This is a genomic window from Pelomonas caseinilytica, assembly GCF_021353235.1.
GTDB lineage: Bacteria > Pseudomonadota > Gammaproteobacteria > Burkholderiales > Burkholderiaceae_C > Pelomonas > Pelomonas caseinilytica.
Genome location: NZ_JAJTWT010000011.1, coordinates 139996 through 158920, shown reverse-complemented (window position 1 = coordinate 158920; position 18925 = coordinate 139996). Strand labels below are relative to the sequence as shown.

General features: G+C 71.3%; 20 protein-coding genes. 7 read left to right on the top strand and 13 right to left on the bottom strand.

What is annotated here, in order from left to right:
- The first annotated feature begins 13 nt into the window (after window positions 1-13).
- Genes yghU through LXT12_RS22040 form a run of 3 tightly spaced genes read left to right on the top strand, consistent with a single transcriptional unit; the run spans window position 14 to window position 1959 of the window.
- Window positions 14-886 carry a glutathione-dependent disulfide-bond oxidoreductase gene (gene yghU / locus LXT12_RS22050; RefSeq protein ID WP_233394453.1) on the top strand — a complete coding sequence of 291 codons (873 nt, stop codon included), beginning with the start codon at window positions 14-16 and terminating at the stop codon, window positions 884-886.
- Window positions 883-1512 (top strand): glutathione S-transferase family protein, encoded by a 630-nt coding sequence (locus tag LXT12_RS22045; protein ID WP_233394452.1) that lies wholly within the window; start codon window positions 883-885, stop codon window positions 1510-1512. The genes yghU and LXT12_RS22045 overlap by 4 nt, the downstream gene beginning before the upstream one ends.
- Window positions 1513-1560: 48 nt before the next feature.
- Window positions 1561-1959, top strand: coding sequence for a hypothetical protein (locus LXT12_RS22040; RefSeq protein WP_233394451.1), 399 nt, complete (start codon window positions 1561-1563; stop codon window positions 1957-1959).
- A gap of 18 nt (window positions 1960-1977) precedes the next feature.
- Here LXT12_RS22040 and LXT12_RS22035 read toward each other — a convergent pair whose 3' ends face one another.
- The 7 genes from LXT12_RS22035 to LXT12_RS22005 are packed head-to-tail and all read right to left on the bottom strand — an operon-like array spanning window position 1978 to window position 9015.
- A complete protein-coding gene (locus LXT12_RS22035; protein ID WP_233394450.1) occupies window positions 1978-2961 on the bottom strand; it encodes a succinylglutamate desuccinylase/aspartoacylase family protein in 984 nt (327 codons plus the stop codon).
- 5 nt (window positions 2962-2966) lie between these two features.
- Entirely contained in the window at window positions 2967-3818 is an 852-nt protein-coding gene (locus LXT12_RS22030; protein WP_233394449.1) for a PIG-L deacetylase family protein, read from the bottom strand.
- 9 nt (window positions 3819-3827) lie between these two features.
- A complete protein-coding gene (locus LXT12_RS22025; RefSeq protein ID WP_233394448.1) occupies window positions 3828-4727 on the bottom strand; it encodes a DMT family transporter in 900 nt (299 codons plus the stop codon).
- 14 nt (window positions 4728-4741) lie between these two features.
- On the bottom strand, window positions 4742-5923 hold the full coding sequence (locus LXT12_RS22020; protein WP_233394447.1) for an esterase-like activity of phytase family protein: 1182 nt from the start codon (window positions 5921-5923) through the stop codon (window positions 4742-4744).
- 19 nt (window positions 5924-5942) lie between these two features.
- Window positions 5943-7259 (bottom strand): omega-aminotransferase AptA, encoded by a 1317-nt coding sequence (aptA, locus tag LXT12_RS22015; RefSeq protein ID WP_233394446.1) that lies wholly within the window; start codon window positions 7257-7259, stop codon window positions 5943-5945.
- Window positions 7260-7303: 44 nt separating this feature from the next.
- Window positions 7304-8233: a DMT family transporter gene (locus LXT12_RS22010; protein ID WP_233394445.1), complete on the bottom strand. Its 930-nt coding sequence runs from the start codon at window positions 8231-8233 to the stop codon at window positions 7304-7306.
- Complete coding sequence (locus LXT12_RS22005; protein ID WP_233394444.1) at window positions 8230-9015, bottom strand: ferritin-like domain-containing protein; 786 nt, start codon at window positions 9013-9015, stop codon at window positions 8230-8232. Before LXT12_RS22005 ends, LXT12_RS22010 begins: the two co-directional genes overlap by 4 nt.
- Window positions 9016-9057: 42 nt before the next feature.
- Between LXT12_RS22005 and LXT12_RS22000 the strand changes: the two genes are divergently transcribed.
- The 4 genes from LXT12_RS22000 to LXT12_RS21985 all read left to right on the top strand — a co-directional run bounded on the left by LXT12_RS22000 (window position 9058) and on the right by LXT12_RS21985 (window position 14793).
- The gene (locus tag LXT12_RS22000; RefSeq protein WP_233394443.1) at window positions 9058-9582 is read left to right on the top strand and encodes a gamma carbonic anhydrase family protein; all 525 of its coding nucleotides are present in this window, start codon (window positions 9058-9060) and stop codon (window positions 9580-9582) included.
- The gene (gene hslO, locus LXT12_RS21995) at window positions 9579-10535 is read left to right on the top strand and encodes an Hsp33 family molecular chaperone HslO (RefSeq protein ID WP_233394442.1); all 957 of its coding nucleotides are present in this window, start codon (window positions 9579-9581) and stop codon (window positions 10533-10535) included. The genes LXT12_RS22000 and hslO overlap by 4 nt, the downstream gene beginning before the upstream one ends.
- A 119-nt stretch (window positions 10536-10654) precedes the next feature.
- Window positions 10655-14131 carry a hypothetical protein gene (locus tag LXT12_RS21990; protein WP_233394441.1) on the top strand — a complete coding sequence of 1159 codons (3477 nt, stop codon included), beginning with the start codon at window positions 10655-10657 and terminating at the stop codon, window positions 14129-14131.
- 188 nt (window positions 14132-14319) lie between these two features.
- Window positions 14320-14793, top strand: a complete 474-nt coding sequence (locus tag LXT12_RS21985) for a hypothetical protein (protein WP_233394440.1) — start codon at window positions 14320-14322, stop codon at window positions 14791-14793.
- Here LXT12_RS21985 and LXT12_RS21980 read toward each other — a convergent pair.
- From LXT12_RS21980 to kdsA, 6 genes are all read right to left on the bottom strand, one after another.
- Window positions 14750-15301, bottom strand: a complete 552-nt coding sequence (locus LXT12_RS21980; RefSeq protein WP_233394439.1) for an AAA family ATPase — start codon at window positions 15299-15301, stop codon at window positions 14750-14752. The genes LXT12_RS21985 and LXT12_RS21980 overlap by 44 nt on opposite strands.
- Window positions 15298-15921 carry a nicotinamide riboside transporter PnuC gene (pnuC, locus tag LXT12_RS21975; RefSeq protein ID WP_233394438.1) on the bottom strand — a complete coding sequence of 208 codons (624 nt, stop codon included), beginning with the start codon at window positions 15919-15921 and terminating at the stop codon, window positions 15298-15300. Before pnuC ends, LXT12_RS21980 begins: the two co-directional genes overlap by 4 nt.
- Window positions 15921-16220, bottom strand: a complete 300-nt coding sequence (locus LXT12_RS21970; RefSeq protein ID WP_233394437.1) for a septum formation initiator family protein — start codon at window positions 16218-16220, stop codon at window positions 15921-15923. Before LXT12_RS21970 ends, pnuC begins: the two co-directional genes overlap by 1 nt.
- 160 nt (window positions 16221-16380) lie before the next feature.
- Window positions 16381-17667 carry a phosphopyruvate hydratase gene (eno, locus tag LXT12_RS21965; RefSeq protein WP_233394436.1) on the bottom strand — a complete coding sequence of 429 codons (1287 nt, stop codon included), beginning with the start codon at window positions 17665-17667 and terminating at the stop codon, window positions 16381-16383.
- Window positions 17668-17746: 79 nt separating this feature from the next.
- Window positions 17747-18037: a DUF1330 domain-containing protein gene (locus LXT12_RS21960; protein ID WP_233394435.1), complete on the bottom strand. Its 291-nt coding sequence runs from the start codon at window positions 18035-18037 to the stop codon at window positions 17747-17749.
- Window positions 18038-18066: 29 nt separating this feature from the next.
- Window positions 18067-18924, bottom strand: a complete 858-nt coding sequence (gene kdsA / locus LXT12_RS21955) for a 3-deoxy-8-phosphooctulonate synthase (RefSeq protein WP_233394434.1) — start codon at window positions 18922-18924, stop codon at window positions 18067-18069.
- Window position 18925 lies beyond the last annotated feature (1 nt).

Here is an 18925-nt window from a genome sequence, read left to right as displayed (position 1 = left end):
AACGGACCATCCCGTGACCGAATCCTCCGCCTACACCCCGCCGAGCGTCTGGACCTGGACCCAGGCCAGTGGCGGCCAGTTCGCCAACATCAACCGCCCCGTCGCCGGAGCGACGCACGAGCGTGAACTGCCGGTCGGCCGCCACCCGCTGCAGCTCTATTCGCTCGGCACGCCCAACGGCATCAAGGTCACGGTCATGCTGGAGGAACTGTTGGCCCTGGGCCATGCAGGCGCCGAGTACGACGCCTGGCTGATCCGCATCCATGAGGGCGACCAGTTCGGCAGCGGCTTCGTGGCCGCCAACCCCAACTCCAAGATCCCCGCCCTGGTGGACCGCAGCGGGCCCGAGCCGGTGCGGGTGTTCGAGTCGGGCGCCATCCTGCTCTACCTGGCGGAGAAGTTCGGCGGCGCCTTCCTGCCGGCGGCGGGCGCGGCGCGTGCCGAGACGCTGAGCTGGCTGTTCTGGCAGATGGGCAGCGCGCCCTTCCTCGGCGGCGGCTTCGGCCATTTCTACGCCTACGCACCCGAGAAGCTGGAATACCCCATCAACCGCTATGCCATGGAGGTCAAGCGCCAGATGGACGTGCTCGACCGGCTGCTGGCCGAGCGGCGCTACATGGCCGGCGACGACTACACCGTCGCCGACATCGCCACCTGGCCCTGGTATGGCGCGCTCGCCAAGGGCCAGCTCTACGGGGCGGGTGAGTTCCTGTCGGTGCACGAGTACCGCCACGTCATCCGCTGGGCCGACGAGATCGCCAAGCGCCCGGCCGTGCAGCGGGGCCGCAAGGTCAACCGCACCTGGGGCGATCCGGCCAGCCAGCTGCACGAGCGCCACGAGGCCAGCGACTTCGACACCCGCACCCAGGACAAGCTCGCGCCATGATCACCCTCTACGACTGCGCCACCGCACCCAGCCCGCGCCGCGCGCGCATCTTCCTGGCGGAGAAGGGCGTGCCGCATGAGACCGTGCCCGTCGACCTGCGCAGCGGCGAGCAGCTGGGCGAGGACTTCCGCCGCATCAACCCGCAATGCACCGTGCCTGCGCTGGTGACGGAGGAGGGCGCAGTGCTGACCGACAACGCCGGCATCGCGGCCTACCTGGAGGCGCGCTACCCCGAGCCGCCGCTGCTGGGCCGCACGCCGCTGGAGCGGGCGGAGATCGCCAGCTGGCAATGGCGGGTGGAGTTCGAGGGGCTGATGGCCGTTGCCGAGGCGCTGCGCAACGGCAGCCCGGCGATGGCGGGCCGGGCGCTGCCGGGGCCGGTGGACTACGCCCAGATCCCGGCGCTCGCCGAGCGCGGCCTGGCGCGGCTGCAGCACTTCCTGGCCGTGCTGAACGCCCATCTCGAAGGCCGGGACTTCATCGCCGCGGGCCAGTTCAGCGTGGCCGACATCACCGCGGTCGTGGCCGTCGATTTCGCGCGCGTCGTGAAGGTCAGGCCGGGCGAGGCCCATCCGCACCTGCGGCGCTGGCGCGAGGCCATGGAGGCCCGCGGCACGATGCGCTGAGCCCGCCGCCGGCCCCTGGAGCCACGGCGGCTGGGGCACACTGTCGAGGTGAACTTCGTCTACCTGAAGATCCCCATGCCGCCCAAGGCCGGGCGGCATGAGCGCGAGGTGCATGCCGCGCTGGACCAGGCCCTCGACCAGGCGCTGGCGCAGGCCGGGCTGGGCTCCCTGCTGGGCTGGGGCCCTTCGCTGGCGCGCGACGCCGTCAGCGGCGGCCTCGAGCCGGCCTTCCACCGCGTCGACATCGAGGTCACGGACCTGTCGCCGGCGCTCGCGCTGCTGCGTGCCGAGCTGCTTCGGCTGCAGGCGCCGGCGCACACCGAACTGCACTACACCGTGGACGGCGAGGCGCTGCAGCAGGAGCTGGAGCCGCAGGGCTGGAGCGCGAGCCATCCAACCACGGCGGCGACGGCGCGCCGGCACCACGGCGGCTCTGCCGCACGGTGACCGCCGGCCCGGCGAGGCTCAGCCCAACTGCCGGTCGCTCGGCCGGGCCAGGTAGAACCACTCCGTCCCGGGCTGGGACTTCACGTTCGGGAAGACGATGCGGCCTTCGCTGGGCGCCAGCACGGCCTCGCCGCTGGCGCGGGTGCCGATGCGCTGGCCCTTCTCGATGGGATCGAAGCTCGCCCATTCACGCTCGAAGCGGTCGCCCATGTCCTCGCGGTCGATGACGTCGTAGAGCTGCAGCACCTCGGGGGGCTGGGCGGGGCGGTGGGGCTCGACGGCGCCCTCGTCCAGCATGCCGAGGAAGACCAGGGTGCGCAGGATGGCCAACCGGGCGACTTCGGGGCCGTTCGGGTCGAGGTGCTGGCCGCATTCCAGCGTGATCGCCCAGCCGCCGGTGGAGCGCATGTATTCGGTCGTGCCCACGCCGTAGTGGGGGTCGGAGATGAGCAGGGCGCGGCGCGAGCCGTCGTGCTCGCGCTGCTGGCGGCGCTGCAGGCCCAGGGCGTAGGTGGACAGCCAGCCTTCCACGATGCGCCCCACGCCCAGGCGCGCGGCCAGGGCCGATTCGGTGGCCTGCTGCGAGAAGGGCTCGAGCTCGCCGGTGTTGTCGCGCGGGCCGATCATCGCGAAGGCCGGGCCGTTGCCCTGGAAGCTGTGCAGGTCGAGGATGCCGTCGTGCTGGGCGATCAGCGGGCAGAGCACGCGGGCGATGCGGTCCTCGAAGTCATGGGCGATGACGGGCGGGCGCAGGTTGCGGTTGAGGTTGCGGTCGCCCTCGCGGCGGTTCAGCTGGTGGGCCAACGGGTTGACGATGGGCGTCAGGGTCAGGCTGCCGCGCAGCAGCGTCAGTTCGCCCGAGTCGAGCTGCCGGATGATTTCGGCCATCGCCTTCGTGCCATGCACTTCGTTGCCGTGCACGGCGCCGGTGACGAGCAGGCGCGGGCCGGGCCGCAGGCCGGCGAACTGATGGATGCGGAGGTGGGTCGGCTGGCTGGACATGGGGGTCAGGGCAGGAGCAGGGCGGAGGTGAGCGCCTGGTCGGCGGGGAAGACGCGGCGGGGCAGGTCGCCCGCGAGGCGGCCACCGTGGCAGGCGACCAGGCGGTAGAGGGTGGCGAAAGCGAAATCCGGCGGCGCCTCGCCGGCGCCCAGCACCAGCTCGCCGCCGCGGCGCACGGCATCGGCCAGGAAGGCCGGCAGGCGCAGGTGGTAGGGGTTGCGCTCGATCTCGCCGGCATGGCGTTCCAGGGCGGCGATGAGACGGGCCGTGTCGGCGATGCCGGTCTGCACCAGGGCGTTGGGCGCCTCCTGGGTGGACCAGAACTCCGTCAGCGCCAGCACCGTGTTGCTGCGCGCGGCGGCCAGGGCCTCGACGACGAGGTGGTGCACGCCGATGTGGCTGGGGTTGTCGTCGCGCGCGTGCGGCGCCAGCACGAGGGCCGGGCGGTGCTCGGCCAGCAGGGCGGCGATGGCCTGGACGTGCGAGCGCCACAGCGCCGGCTCACGCTCGGCAGTGTCGGGCCGCACGTCGGTCAGGCCGTCGGCGCCCGGCCGCAGGCACTCGAAGCCGAGCACGCCGCAGGCGTCGCGCAGCTCGGCCCAGCGCGCCGCGCGCCGCTCGGGGTTGCTGCCCAGGGTCACGGCGACGTTGGCGACCCGCCAGCCGGCCTCCTGCTTCAGGCGCAGGGGCAGGGCGCCGACGATGCATTCGTCGTCGGGGTGGGGGGCGAACACGAGGCAGCGCTGCGGCTGCGGTTCACGGCCCGGCGGGGCCTGGCGGTCGGGCGGCGGGCCGAGCAGGTCGGCAAAGCGGGTCAGGTGCTCGCGCCAGCGGGCGAGGTCGGCTTCCGGGGACATCCGGGCATCCTAACCAGCCCGGGTGCGTGCAGGCCATGTCGCCAGCAGCACGCCCGATAAGGCCAGGCCATAGGCCAGGGCCTGGGCGGCTGACAGGCTCTCGCCCAGGGCCAGGCCGATCAAGGCCGTGCTGATGGGCAGGAAGACCATGAAGACGCCCGCCTGGGCCGCCGGCAGGCCGCGCAGCCCGGCCATCCACAGCCACACGGTGACGACGCTGGCCGTGGCGGCGTAGTAGGCGAGCAGGGCCCAGTCGAGGGCGCGCGGCGAGGCGAAATCGAAGCTCAGGGCCTGCCACGCGGCCAGCGGCGACACCAGCACCAGCCCCCAGAGGTTGATCAGCGCGCTGATGCGCTTGGGGCCAAGGCCGGCCGTCAGCTTCTTGCCGATGACGACGTAGCAGGCCTCGCAGAACACGGCGGCCACGAGGAGCAGGGCACCGAGGGGCGTCGTTTCGGCGCCGCCCTGGCGGCTGGTGGCGACGAGGGCGATGCCGGCCACGGCGCAGGCGATGCCGGCCAGCGTGCGCCGGTTCAGGCGTTCGCCCAGCACGGCCCGGCTGAGCAGGGCGACGGCGGCCGGGATGCCGGCCATGATGACGCCGGCGACGACGGCCGAGCTCTGCCGCAGGCCGAAGAGCATGCAGATGGAGAACAGGAAGTTGCCGAGGAAGGACTCGAGGAAGAGCAGCCCGCGTGAGCGGGCATCCAGCGGCGCCTCGCCGGCCGGCTTCTTCAGCCAGGGCAGCATCAGCACCGCCGCGAAGCCGAAGCGCAGGCCGGCCAGCAGGAAGACCGGGAAGGCCGCGACGAGCAGCTTGGACAGGCCCACGTAGCTGCCCACGAGGCTGGTGCTGGCCGCGAGCAGCAGGTAGGCGCGCCAGGGAACGGCGTGGGGATGACGATGCAAGACCGGTCCAGGGCTCAATCGATCCGCAATGCGATGAACTGCGTGAACTGGGCCGGATTGAAGTTGTTGTCGGAGACGAGGATGAGCGTGCGCTTGCCGTCGACCATGGGGCCGAAGCTGATGCCTTCGATGTTGTCCAGGGCCAGCACGCTGCCGTCGTCGTTCTTCAGCGAGGACAGGTCGAGCAGCATGGTGCGCTTCACCGGCACGACCTCGCGGCCCTTGATGCTGGCCCAGCCGGACACGTCGGTGGCGCCGCGGGTGTCGATGCGGTAGAGCTTGATGGTGTTGCCGGTGGGCTGGCGGGTGAGGGCCGCGACGCCCGGCGTCATGGCGCCGACGGCGAAGGCGCGCTCGATGACGATGAACTCGTGCGCCGACAGGGCCAGCATGTCGGGTACGCCGTTGGTGGCGAAATCACCCGCGCGGGCCGGTGCGAAGGGCAGGGCGCCGACCTCGTAGACGTACTCGGCGCCGGCCTTGCCGGTGTCGAGGTCGAAGGACAGCATGCGGGCCCGGCTGCCGCGTCCCACGGCCGTGGGCAGGCTGTCCTGGGTCAGGCCGTTCTCGGACATGGTCCATACCGTCTTGCCGTCGGGCGTGATGGCGATGCTCTCGAAGGCGAGGTTGTTGTAGACGCCCATGTCGCCCGCTGCCAGGCCGCCCGCGCTGCCCATGGGGTGGTAGTAGGCGGGAACGGGGAATTCGCCGGCCGGCCGTCCGTCCGGGTGCATGCGGCGCACGGTGGGGTTCTGCATCGCGCCCGACACGCGCTGGCCCTCGTTGGACCAGTAGATGAGGTTGCGCCGGGTGTCCAGCCGCAGGCTTTCGGGGTCGACCTTGTTGCGGCCGAAGGGCTGCCCGTCGAGGTCGAGGATGGTGGTCATGTCGACCACCGTGACGCCGGCCCCGCCAGGGTCGGCGCTGCGGCGGAACTTGGCGAGATCCAGCGTCAGCTCGTAGAAGCGGGCCGGGCCGCGGTCGCTGCGGTCATCGGAGATGGCCAGGTAGCGGCCGGTGTCGGGCACGTAGTCGATGCTCGACAGGCCGCCCATGGGCCGGCCGCGGAAGCTCGCGCTCGTCGGCACGATCTGCTGACCGAGGTAGGTCAGCGTCTGCGCCAGGGCGGGCAGGGCGGCCAGCAGGCCGGCAACGAGGGCCGCGGAGCGGGCGGCGCGGCGGGCGAACGACGTCATCGAGCGGTGCGGCCTTGCCTCATGCCGCCCGGCGCAGGGCGCCGCGCAGGGTGTCGATGATGCGCTCGATGTGGCTGCTCTCGATGATCAGCGGCGGCGACAGGGCGATGGTGTCGCCGGTGGTGCGGATGAGCAGGCCCTTGTCCCAGCAGTCCAGGAAGACGTTGAAGGCGCGCTTGGCCGGCTCGCCGGGCAGGGGCTTGAGCTCGATGCCGCCGACCAGGCCGATGTTGCGCACGTCGATGACGTTGGGCTCGTCGCGCAGCGAGTGCAGGGCCTTCGCGAACTCGTCCTCCATGCGGGCGGCGCTGGTGAGCAGCTCGCCGTCGGCGTAGGTGTCCAGCGTGGCGATGCCGGCGGCGCAGGCCAGCGGGTGGGCCGAGTAGGTGTAGCCGTGGAAGAACTCGATCAGGTGCTCGGGCCCGGTCATGAAGGCGTCGTGGATCTTCTGCTGGGCGAACACCGCGCCCATGGGCACGCAGCCGTTGGTGATGCCCTTGGCCACGGTCATCAGGTCGGGCGTGACGCCGAAGGTCTGGGCCGCGAAGGGGCTGCCGGTGCGGCCGAAGCCGGTGATGACCTCGTCGAAGATCAGCAGGATGCCGTGCTTGTCGCAGATCTCGCGTAGGCGTTGCAGATAGCCCTGGGGCGGCAGCAGCACGCCGGTGGAGCCGGCCACCGGCTCGACGATGACGGCGGCGATGGTGGAGGCGTCGTGCAGCTGCACCAGGCGCTCCAGGTCGTCGGCGAACTCGGCGCCGTGCGCAGGGATGCCCACCGAGAAGGCGTTGCGCGCCGGGTCGTGGGTGTGGCGGATGTGGTCGACGCCGGCCAGCAGGCTGCCGAACATCTTGCGGTTGGCCACCATGCCGCCGACCGAGATGCCGCCGAAGTTGACGCCGTGGTAGCCGCGCTCGCGGCCGATGAGGCGGGTGCGTGCGCCCTCGCCGCGCACGCGGTGGTAGGCGATGGCCATCTTCAGCGCCGTCTCGACGGACTCGGAGCCGGAGTTGGTGAAGAAGACGCGGTTGAGCCCGGCAGGCGTGATGCGGGCCAGGCGGTCGGCCAGCTCGAAGGCCTTGGGGTGGCCCATCTGGAAGGGCGGCGCGAAGTCCAGTTCGGCGGCCTGCTCCTGGATGGCCTTGACGATGCGCGGCCGGTTGTGGCCGGCGTTGACGCACCACAGGCCGGCGATGCCGTCCAGCACCTCGCGGCCCTTGTCGTCGCGGAAGAACATGCCGTCGGCCTGGGTCAGGAGGCGCGGCGCCTGCTTGAACTGCCGGTTGGCAGTGAAGGGCATCCAGTAGGCGTCAAGCTGGGAAACATCTGCGCTCATGCGGGGCTCCTCGAAAGGGGACGGGGGGACGGTGGCCCCAAAGTCTAGAGGGATTCTGACTGACTGGTCAGAATGCGCGCCCGCTTGGCCCTCAGGGTTCCCACCAGAGGGAGCAGCTGCACGAGGAGGATGCAGGCCAGCATGAGGCTGCAGCCGAGCAGGCCGGCCGGCGTGAGCCGCTCGCCGAGCAGCAGGGCGCCGAAGGCCGCGGCGAACAGGGTTTCGGCCGACAGGATGATGGCCGCGTCGGCCGCCTGGGCGTAGCGCTGGGCCACCACCTGGGCCGTGAAGGCCACGCCCACGGAGAGCACGCCCGTGTAGGCGATGGGCCAGGCGGCGGCCTGCAGGCTGGCCCAGCGCACGGGTTCGGCGAGGCCGGCGGCCAGCAGCGACAGCAGGCCGCAGACGGCGAACTGGCCGCAGGCGACGAGGAAGGGCGCGGCCATGCGGTCGGCCCAGCGGCCGACCATCAGCACGTGCACGGCCCAGGGGATGGCCGAGCCGGCCACCCAGAGGTCGCCCAGGCCGATGCGCAGCTCGTGGGCGCCTGACAGCAGGAAGGCTCCGGCCAGGCAGCCCAGGGCCGCCGGCCAGGCCGCCCAGTGGGCGACGTGGCCCAGCAGCAGCCAGCCCAGCACGGGCACCAGGGGCACGTAAAGCGCGGTGAGGAAGCCGGCGTTGGTCACGCTGGTGAACTGGATGCCGACCTGCTGCATGACGGCCCCCAGGGTCATCAGCAGGCCCAGGCCGAGGATGTGCATGCCGTCGCGGCGCACCAGCGGCCGGCCGTCGCGGCGCAGGCGCCGCCACTCCAGCACGGCCAGCGGCAGCACCACCAGGGCGCCGACGAGGAAGCGCACGCCCGTGAAGAGCAGGGGCCCGACGTCGGCCATGCCGCGGCTCTGGGCGACGAAGGCCGAGCCCCAGATCAGGGCCACGGCGGTGAGCAGCAGGTTGGCCTGGACGCGGTTCATCGTTGGCTCGCCAGGGCGGCCAGCTCGGCCTCGTCGAAGCCGGCGGCGCGGCGGGCTTCGAGGTTGAAGGGGGCCCGCAGCCGCGGCGCCTGGTGGCGCCTGGCGAGGTCGGCGTAGGTGGCGACGGGGTCGAGCCCGCGCTGCTCGCACAGGAAGCGGTACCAGCGGTTGCCGGCGGCCACGTGGCCGATCTCGTCGCGCAGGATGACGTCGAGGATGGCGCCGGCCTGACGGTCGCCCGCGCCCACCAGCTTGGCGCGCACGCCGGGCGAGGCGTCCAGGCCGCGCGCCTCCAGCGTGCGCGGCACCAGGGCGATGCGGGCCAGCAGGTCGTGCTTCGTGCGCTCGGCCATGTCCCACAGGGCGTTGTGGGCGTCGAAGTCGCCGTAGTCGAAGCCCAGCGTCAGCAGGTGGTCGCGCAGCAGCGTGAAGTGGGTCGCCTCCTCCTGGGCGATGCGCAGCCAGTCGCGGTAGAAGGCCTCGGGCATGCCGGGGAAGCGCCAGCAGATGTCCAGGGCCAGGTCGATGGCATTGAGCTCGATGTGGGCGATGGCATGCACCAGGGCGGCCACGCCGGCCGGGGTGTTCAGCGGCGGCGGCTTGAGGCTGGTGTGGGCGACGAGGCGGGGCCGCTGCGGCCGGCCGGGGATGCCGGCGGGCTCGTCGATGACGGCGGCGGCATCGACCGGCAGCGCGGCGTCGAGGGCGAGGGTGGCGGCAGCCTTGGCGGGCGCGTCGGCGATCAACAGGGGGCCGAGCGTGGCCAGGCGGAGGTCGGACATCGGCGGAATTTTAGAATCGGCGGTTTTCACGGGAGGGCCGCGATGGCGATCTACCAGCTCGACGAGCACATCCCCGACGTGGCCGAGACGGCCTTCGTCGCCGACAGCGCCGAGGTCATCGGCCGCGTGACGCTCGGTGAGAACGTCAGCGTCTGGTTCAACGCCGTGCTGCGCGGCGACAGCGACACCCTCACCATCGGTGCCGGCAGCAACATCCAGGACGGCTCGGTGCTGCATGCGGACACCGGCTTCCCCCTCGTCCTGGGCGAGAACGTGACGGTGGGCCACCAGGTCATGCTGCACGGCTGCACGATTGGTGACGAAAGCCTCGTCGGCATCGGGGCCGTGGTCTTGAATGGCGCCCGCATCGGCCGCAACTGCATCGTCGGCGCCGGCGCGCTGGTGACCGAGGGCAAGGAATTCCCCGACGGCTCGCTCATCGTCGGCGCGCCCGCCAAGGTGGTGCGTCAGCTCACCGAGGCCCAGGTCGCCGGCCTCAAGGCCAGCGCCGCCCACTACGTCAACAACGGCCGCCGCTACACGAGCGGCCTGAAAAGAATCCGATGAGCGAACTGCACAAATTCCTGTTCGACGGCCTGCCGGTGCGCGGCATGCTGGTGCGCCTGACCGGTGCCTGGCGCGAGCTGCTCGCCCGGCGCGAGCCCGGCGAGGCCTACCCGCCCGAGCTGCGCGACCTGCTCGGCCAGATGAGCGCCGCGGCCGTGCTGATGCAGTCCAACATCAAGTTCAACGGTGCCCTGGTGCTGCAGGTCTTCGGCGACGGGCCGGTCAAGCTCGCGGTCGCCGAGGCCCAGCACGACCTGAGCTTCCGGGCCACGGCCAAGTGCGTCGGCGAGGTGGCGCCCGGCGCCGACCTGCCGGCCATGGTCAACCTGCATGGCCAGGGGCGCTGCGCCATCACCCTCGACCCCAAGGACCGCCAGCCGGGGCAGCAGCCCTACCAGGGCGTCGTGCCCCTGCATGGCGACCAGCGCGAGCCGCTGCACAAGCTCTCGGAGGTGCTGGAGCACTACATGCTGCAGTCCGAGCAGCTGGACACGCGGCTGGTGCTCGCGGCCAACGGCGACATCGCCGCGGGGCTGCTGATCCAGCGCATGCCCGTCGAAGGCGAAGGCAACCTCGAAGGGCGGCGCAACGAAGACGACATCGGCCTGTCCGAGGACTACAGCCGCATCGCCATGCTGGCCGCGACCCTGACCGCGGACGAACTGCTGACCCTGGACGCCGACACCATCCTGAGGCGCCTGTTCTGGGAGGAACGGGTGACGCGCTTCGAGCCGCAGCAGCCGCGCTTCGCCTGCACCTGCTCGCGCGAGCGCGTGGGCAACATGCTGCGCGGCCTCGGCCGAGAGGAGGCCGACAGCGTGCTGGCCGAGCGCGGCGAGATCGAGATCGGCTGCGACTTCTGCGGCCGGCACTACCGCTTCGATGCGGTGGACGTGGGCTCGCTCTTCGCCACCGGCTGCGACCAGCGCGGCGCCGGCGCCACGCTGCAGTAGCGCCGCAGGCGGGCCGCATCCCGACTTGTGAGGATGATCGGCACCCTAGTGATTGACGGCCGCCCGCCGAGCTGAGACTTTCGCGCCCTGGCCTCCAAAGGCATGGGCAGGAGGGATCGATGGCGGACTCCAAGGGCGGCGTCTTCGGCAGCTTTCCGTGGGCGAGCCTGGCGGTGCTCATGGCCTTCGTCGCGAGCACTCAGCTCGTGCCGCATGCCTTCGACGCCCTGCGCCCTGCCGAGAAGGCGCGCGCCCAGGCGCCGCTGGACCCGGACCTGGAGATCAACGCCCGGCTCTGGGAGGACCCCTTCTCCGCGCTGCGCCGTTACGAGCTGGAGCGCTCCGAACGCTGCGAGCGCCAGCGCAAGGCCGGGCAGGCACCCGACGGCGACTGCGGCAAGGACATGCCCAAGCTGCGCGACCCGCACGGCCTGCTGGCCCGGCTGGACGCCGACCACAACCAGCGCATCGACGACACCCTGGTCATCCTGGCGCTGATGCCGGGCGCCGATTTCGTCGGCGCCGAGGAGGCGCGGCGGCGCATTCGCTACGCGACCCTCGCCGGCCTGCTGGCCCAGGACTACGTGCCCGACAACGCCGAGCGGCTCAGCCTGCTGGAGTTCAAGCTCATCGACGGCGGCGCCGATGCCGCCAGCGGCGGCTACATGGTGCCCTACGAGCTGCTGTCGCTGCGCCGGCCCGTCGCCGACGACCCGCCGTCGCGCTACGCCCAGATCGCGTTGCTGTGGGTGGACGAGACCGCGCTGCCGCTGCGCAAGCTCGACGCCGTCGCCCGGTTGACCGAACAGCTGATGGGCCGGCAGGCCCGCGAGCGCGCGCAGCTGCGCTTCAAGCTCGGCGATGGCGAAGCCCTGCCGCGGCTGGCCGTCATCGGCCCGTCGTCGACCGACGCCCTGCGCACGGCGCTGCGCGACCTGCGCTGCGCAGCCGAGTTGAACAACACCGCGGGCATCCGGGTCAGTTCGCTGGCCCACGGCGACGCCGTGCGTTGCGCACGCCGCGGCGAGGACGTGACGGCCGGGCTGCCGCCCGACGTGCTCGCCGGCTACCGGCTGCTCGCCCAGGCGGAGTTCTACAACCCCTCGTCGACGGCGCCCGAGCGCATGTTGCCCGAGCTGGAGCGCTACACGCGCACCGTGACCGGCCTCGGCGACAGCCTGGATGCCTTCCTGACCCAGCATTTCAGCCGCCTGACGGGGGCCCCGCCGGCCTCGGCGCCGGTCCACATGGTGCGCACGGTGGGCAGCGATGCCGACCTCATCGACAACCTCGTCACCGAGCTGCGCCTGCGCCTGCCGCGCAAGCACCGCCGCGTCGTCGTCGTGGCGGAGCGCGACTCCATCTATGCCCAGGCCCTGGTGGAGCAGCTGCGCGACTGCCTGCCGCCGGGGCTGAAGGACACGCTGCAGGTCATCTACTTCTTCCGCGGCATCGACGGCGCGACCACCAAGGAGGCCAGCGCCGCCGCGGCCCTGGCCACCGCCGCCGCCAAGGCGCCGCCGCTGGAGTGGCCCGAGAGCCGCGACCAGCTCGACTACCTGCGCCGCCTGGGCACCCAGCTCAAGCTCAGCGAAAGCGCGCGGGACGAGCTGCCCATCGGCGCCATCGGCATCTTCGCCAACGACGTGCACGACAAGCTGCTGGTGCTGCAGGCCCTGCACGAGAACTTCCCCGACCGCATGTTCTTCACGACGGACATGGACGCGCGCTACCTGCACCCTCGCACGCAGGCCTTCACGCGCAACCTCGTCGTGGCCAGCAGCCTGCCCCTGGCCTTCTACCCCGTGCCGCCTGGCCAGGCGTCCAGCGCCGTGGACCTGCAGGCCGGCACGCCGCCGCTGCGCGACATCTACCAGACCAGCACCTATGCCGCCGCCCGCCGCGCCGGCTGCCGTAGCGCCCTCTGCAAGCAGCGGGAGGCCGAGGCCCTCGACAGCGTGCTCAAGAACACCTCGGTCTATGAGATCGGGCGGTCCAACATGGTGCCGCTGGCCGGCTATGCGCTGGAGAAGCGGCCGCCGCAGACGTCGGCGGGGCGCATCTTCGTCGCCCTGCTGCTGGCCACCGTCTTCGGCGGCATGCTGTTCGCCTGGCCGTCCACGCCGTCGATGCGGCAGGCGCGCCGCGTGCTGCTGCCGCCGGGTGGCAGCGCGAGGCGGCTGACCATGGAGCCGACGGCCATGGTCCTCGTCACCCTGCATGCGGTGCTGTTGTCCTACGGCATGGCCAGCCTCATCGAGTTCGTGCTGCCGGGGCGGTTGAACTTCAGCCACGCCCGGCTGCTGGCCGCCCTGGCCGGCTGCGGAGCGCTGCTCGTCGGCCTGACGGCGTGGAAGGCCGGCGAGCGCCGCCGCCTGGCCGGCCTGCTGGCCGCAGCCCTGCTGGCGCTGGCCGCCACCTGGGTGGCGCTGGCCTGGCCGTCGGGCGGCTGGCTGCCGGGGGGCGTCTGCCGCACCTGCGAGCCCACCGTCTGGCTGGAGGGCGTCAGCGCCTGGCCCTCCCACCTCATCCACCTGCTGGCGCTGTTCATGCTGTTGTGGACCCTGGACTGGGCCTGGGCCGATACGCAGGAGGAGCTGCGCGGCGACTCCGACTGGCTGCACCTGCCGCGCCCGCCCAAGCATCCCAGCCTGCGGCAACTGCTGCGCCACTGGTTCGAGACGGCCAGCGTGATGTTCTGGAAGCCCGGTGTGGGCTACAGCTGCGACTTCCGCCAGCTGTGGATCGAATACGGCGAACGCGGCGAGGCCACGCCGCGGACGGTGCGCACCCTCTTCTGGTACGGACTGACGCTCTTCGTCGTCGGCCTGCTGTTCTTCGGGCTCAACGACGGCCAGATCCCCGAGGTGCCCGTGCGCGGGCGGGAGCACCGCAGCCTGGTGAGCGTCACCCTCTACGCCGCCATGCTGCTGCTGCCGCTGCTCATCGTCGCCGTGGCTGACGCGACGGTGCTGCTGACCCGCTTCGTGCGCCACCTCAACGTGGGACGCAGCTTCTATCCCGACGAGACCATCGAGGTCTTCGCCCGCGGCCTCGGTGCCGAGCAGAAGGCGCTGTGGGCGCAGCGCCTCAACGCCCGCCCCGAGGCGCGTGGCGAGGAGGGCGGCTTTCGCATGCACACGCTGCTGGACGACTGGATCGACGTGCAGGTCGTCGCGCGGCGCAGCGCGCCGGTCGCGCGGCTGGTCATCGGTCCCTTCGTCGTGCTGGCCCTGCTTGTCGTGGCCCGCAGCCGGCTGTTCGACAACTGGTCCCTCACCCCGGCCATCGCCGTCGGCGTGAGCTTCTACGTGGCGGTGCTGATCGGGCTGACCTTCCTGCTCAAGCAGGCCGCCGAGAACACCCGCCGCCGGGCCCTGGAGTCCATGCAGGCCGACCTGCGCTGGCTGGCCGGCAGCGGCAAGCCCCTGGCCGACCTGGTCGAGCCCTTCAAGCGGCTGATCGCCCAGGTCGAGAACGAGCAGCACGGTGCCTTCGCGCCGTTCTTCGACCAGCCGCTGCTCAAGGCCATCCTCGTGCCCCTCGGCGGCGCGGGTGGCTCGCAACTGTTCGACTACCTGTTGCTGGGGCGTTAGGCCACGGCGCCGAGCGGCCGGCTTTCAAGCCCTAGCTTGCGTGCCGGCGGAGCGGAGCGTCCCCCGTCCATACGATGGTCTTCGCCGGTGTAGCGACTAGGTTTTCAAGGAGCGGCCACTGCCTGCATTGGCGGACCCGCCAGGCGATTCCCGGCAGCGCCTTCCCCGTGTCGGACCTTGGAGTGACCATGAACCTCGATCAACGACTGCTCGCCCTCATCGGCCGGCGCCTGCCGGCCATCTTCGACGTCATCCCGCGCGGGCCGCAGGGCCTGGCCGGCCTGCAGGACCGCCTCTCCGCCGTGGCCCTGAACCCACAGCCCCTGCCGCCCGGCCCTCCTGAGCAACTGGGCGCGGCGCTGGCCCAGGAATTCGCCCACATGGCCTGGGTGGCAGACCGCCTCGGCCTGAACTGGAAGACCATGAACCAGGACCTCGACGACTGGTGCCCGACCCAGCCGCGCCGCATCAAGCTGCCCGTCGGCTGGCCGCCCATCCCCGAGCCCGATCCGCATCCGAACTGGCTGGCCGAGCTGCACCTCGGCTTCGCGGCCAAGCTGTCGGCCATCGCGGCCGACCATCCCGGCGGCGGGCTGGCGGCGACGCTGGACCGCGCGGTCAATCGTTCAGTGGACGCGCTGTCGCAGTTGCAGGCGCGATGAGGCGCTCCACCGCCTCGCGGGCCGTGCGCAGGCGCTCGCCGGCGTCGCCGCCGATGTCCGTCCACGGCAGGGCGTGGGCGCCCAGGGCGGCGCGCAGCCGGGCATCGAAGCGCGCCCGCACGGCCGGGCCGTCGCGCTGGATGCCATCGGGCTCCCAGGGCAGGTCCGGTGCGCACAGCAGCGTCAGGTCGCAGCGGCGCTGGAAGGCGACGGCGCCGGCCAGCAGCGAGTCGTCGTCGAAGTAATGCTGGCTGCACAAGGCGGTGATCAGCGGCGTCGTGTCGCAGAACACGAGGGCGTGCCGGCGGGCCGCCGCGGCGATGCGCGCGGCCTGCTCGGCGGCGATGTGGGACTGCTCGTGGCGCTCGGGCGTGCGGCCGTGGGCGACGCACCACTCGCGGAGGTATTCGGTCACCAGCCCGGCACCGAAGTGCGCCGCCAGCGCCTCGGCCAGCGTCGACTTGCCGGTGCACTCGGCACCCAGCAATGCGATCAGTCGCGTCGTCATGCCGCGGCCGCCGCCTGCCGCCAGGCGCGCCAGCCGACGACGCTCATGGGGATGAAGCCGGCGTACAGGACGACGGTCAGCCAGTAACCCTTGATGCCGAACAGCACGACGCTGACGGCGTTGACGACCACCCAGGTGGGCCAGTTCTCCTCGTACTTGCGCGCCAGCAGCCACTGGCCGAGCAGGCTGGCGACGGTGGGGAAGGCGTCCCAGTAGGGCAGGGGGCTGTCGGTGGCCCGGGACAGGAAGAGGCCGAGCAGCGGCCAGGCCGCCAGGGTCAGCAGTGCGGGCTTGATCAGGCCTCGCGCTCCCAGGCGCCGCACCTTCAGCGCCTCGCCCTCGCGGGTGCGGCCGAAGCGCCATTGCCACCAGCCCCACAGGGCGAGGGCGGCGAAGAGCAGCTGCAAGGCGGCCTCGCCGTAGAGCCTGCCGTCCCAGAAGAGGCCGAAGTACATCAGCGAGCTGATGAAGGCCAGCGGCCAGGCCAGCAGGTGCACGCGCATATTGCACACCACCATCCACACGGCCAGCACGAAGGCGACCAGCTCCAGCCAGGAGATGGGGCTGCCGAAGGCGGTGAAGGCCGGCGCCAGCAGCGCCGCCCAGGCGGAGGCCAGCATCAGCGCGAGGCTGCCGCCGACGCGGCAGCGGCCCTCGCGACGGGCACGAAGACCTCGTCGGACTTGATCATGCCCAGCTCGAAGCGGGCCTTCTCCTCGACCATCTCCAGGCCCTCGCGCAGGTCGCGCAGCTCGGCCTGCAGCTGGGCGTTGCGGGCGCGGGCCTGGTCGTTGTCGGCCTGGGCCTTGCGCAGCTCCTCCCGGAGCTGGGTCACATGGGGGATGCTGCCCCGGCCCACCCAGAGCTGGGCTTGGATGGCGATCAGAAAGAGCGCCAGGACCGCGGCAAGCACCTTCATGGAGCCCCTCGGCCAAACTCCCCGCGCTGAACGCGGGCGAGTCCAGCCGGTCCCCCCCGGGGACGGCGATGCTCGTGGCGTTGAGCCACGAGCACATCGCCAGCACGGGCCGGCTTGGGAGCGGCCCGGCGCCCGGCCCGCAGGGCGGGGACCGTCGTGGTCACTTCAGGTTATAGAAGGCAGCGCGGCCGGGGTAGGTGGCGACGTCGCCCAGGTCTTCCTCGATGCGCAGCAACTGGTTGTACTTGGCCATGCGGTCCGAGCGCGACAGCGAGCCAGTCTTGATCTGGCCGGCGTTGGTGCCCACGGCGATGTCGGCGATGGTGTTGTCCTCGGTCTCGCCCGAGCGGTGGGAGATGACGGCCGTGTAGCCGGCGCGCTTGGCCATCTCGATGGCGGCGAAGGTCTCGGTCAGCGTGCCGATCTGGTTGATCTTGATGAGGATGGAGTTGGCGATGCCCTTCTCGATGCCTTCCTTCAGGATCTTGGTGTTGGTGACGAAGAGGTCGTCGCCGACGAGCTGCACCTTCTCCGCGAGGCGGTCGGTCAGGATCTTCCAGCCCTCCCAGTCGCCTTCGGCCATGCCATCCTCGATGGAGATGATGGGGTACTTGTCGACCCAGGTGGCCAGCATGTCGGTCCATTCGGCCGAGGTCAGCTGGATGCCGCCTTCGCCTTCGAGCACGTACTTGCCGTCCTTGTAGAACTCGCTGGCGGCGCAGTCCAGGCCGAGGGCGATCTGCGAACCGGCCGCGTAGCCGGCCTTCTCGATGGCCTGCAGGATCAGCTGGATGGCCGCCTCGTGGCTCTCGACGCTGGGCGCGAAGCCGCCTTCGTCGCCGACGGCCGTGGAGATGCCCTTGTCATGCAGGATCTTCTTGAGCGCGTGGAAGACCTCGGCGCCCCAGCGCAGGGCCTCGCGGAAGCTCGGCGCGCCCACGGGGATGATCATCAGCTCCTGCAGGTCCAGCGAGTTGTTGGCGTGGGCGCCGCCGTTGACGACGTTCATCATCGGCACCGGCAGCTGCATGCCGCCCATGCCGCCGAAGTAACGGTACAGGGGCAGGCCGGATTCCTCGGCCGCGGCGCGGGCCACGGCCATGGAGACGGCCAGCATGGCGTTGGCGCCCAGGCGGCTCTTGTTCTCGGTGCCGTCCAGGTCGATCAGGGTCTTGTCGAGGAAGGCCTGCTCGGAGGCATCCAGGCCCAGCACGGCTTCGCTGATCTCGGTGTTGATGTGCTCGACGGCGCGCAGCACGCCCTTGCCGAGGTAGCGGCTCTTGTCGCCGTCGCGCAGCTCGATGGCCTCGCGCGAGCCGGTGGAAGCACCCGACGGCACGGCCGCACGGCCCATGACGCCCGACTCCAGCAGGACGTCGCATTCAACGGTGGGATTGCCGCGGCTGTCGAGGATTTCTCGGCCGACGATGTCAACGATGGCGCTCATTCGTGTGTCTCCAGGAAGTGAAAAAACTTGAGGCGGGCAGTGTGCCAAGCGGCCGTTACCGCGTCACATCAACCGGGGCTCAGACCCCGTCGATCAAGACCATGCGCATGATGGCGGCGCTTTCGCGTGCCTGCCGGGCCCGGCTGTACTCGGGCGAGTCGTAGAAGGACTGGGCGGCTTCGCGCGAGGGGAACTTCAGCAGCACCACGCGCTCGGGCGTCCAGTCGCCCTCCAGCACCGTGACGGCCCCGCCGCGCACGCAGACCTCGGCGCCATGCACTTGCATGGCGATGGAGGAGAACTTGCGGTAGTCCTCGTACTGCGCGGGGTTGGTGACGGTGACGTTGGCGAGGATGTAGGCAGAGGGCATGACGTGATCGGCGGTCGGGGGATGTGAGGTCAGCAGGAGAAGTCGTTCTCCAGGAGGGGCTGCTGCTTGACGACGCGGTCCAGCGCCACCAACTGCTCCAGCAGCGTGCGCATGTGCCGCAGGGGCACGGCGTTGGGCCCGTCGCTGAAGGCCTCGGCCGGGTTGGGGTGGGTCTCCATGAAGAGGCCCGCCACGCCGACGCCCACGCCGGCGCGGGCCAGCACGGGCACCATCTCGCGGGCGCCGCCGCTGGAGCCGCCGAGGCCGCCGGGCTTTTGCACGGAGTGGGTCACGTCGAACACCACGGGGGCGCCCGTGTCGCGCATGACGGCCAGGCTGGTCATGTCGGCCACGAGGTTGTTGTAGCCGAAGCTGACGCCGCGTTCGCAGGCCAGGAAGCGGTCTTCGGACAGGCCCACCTCACGCGCGGCGGCGCGGGCCTTGTCGATGACGTTCTTCATGTCCCAGGGCGCGAGGAACTGGCCCTTCTTGATGTTGACCGGCTTGCCGCTTTGCGCCACAGCGCGGATGAAGTCGGTCTGGCGGCACAGGAAGGCCGGCGTCTGCAGCACGTCGACGACGGCGGCGACCTCGGCGACCTGAGAGCTGTCGTGCACGTCAGTCAGCACCGGCAGGCCGGTCTGGCGGCGCACCTCCTCGAGGATCTTCAGGCCCGCCTCCATGCCGACACCGCGCTTGCTGGTGCCGGACGAGCGGTTGGCCTTGTCGAAGGAGCCCTTGTAGATCAGCGGGATGCCCAGCGAGGTGCAGGCTTCCTTCAGAAGGCCGGCGACGTCGAGCGACATCTGCAAGCTCTCGATGGAGCAGGTGCCGGCGATCAGGAAGAAGGGTTTGTCGAGGCCGACATCGAATCCGCACAGCTGCATG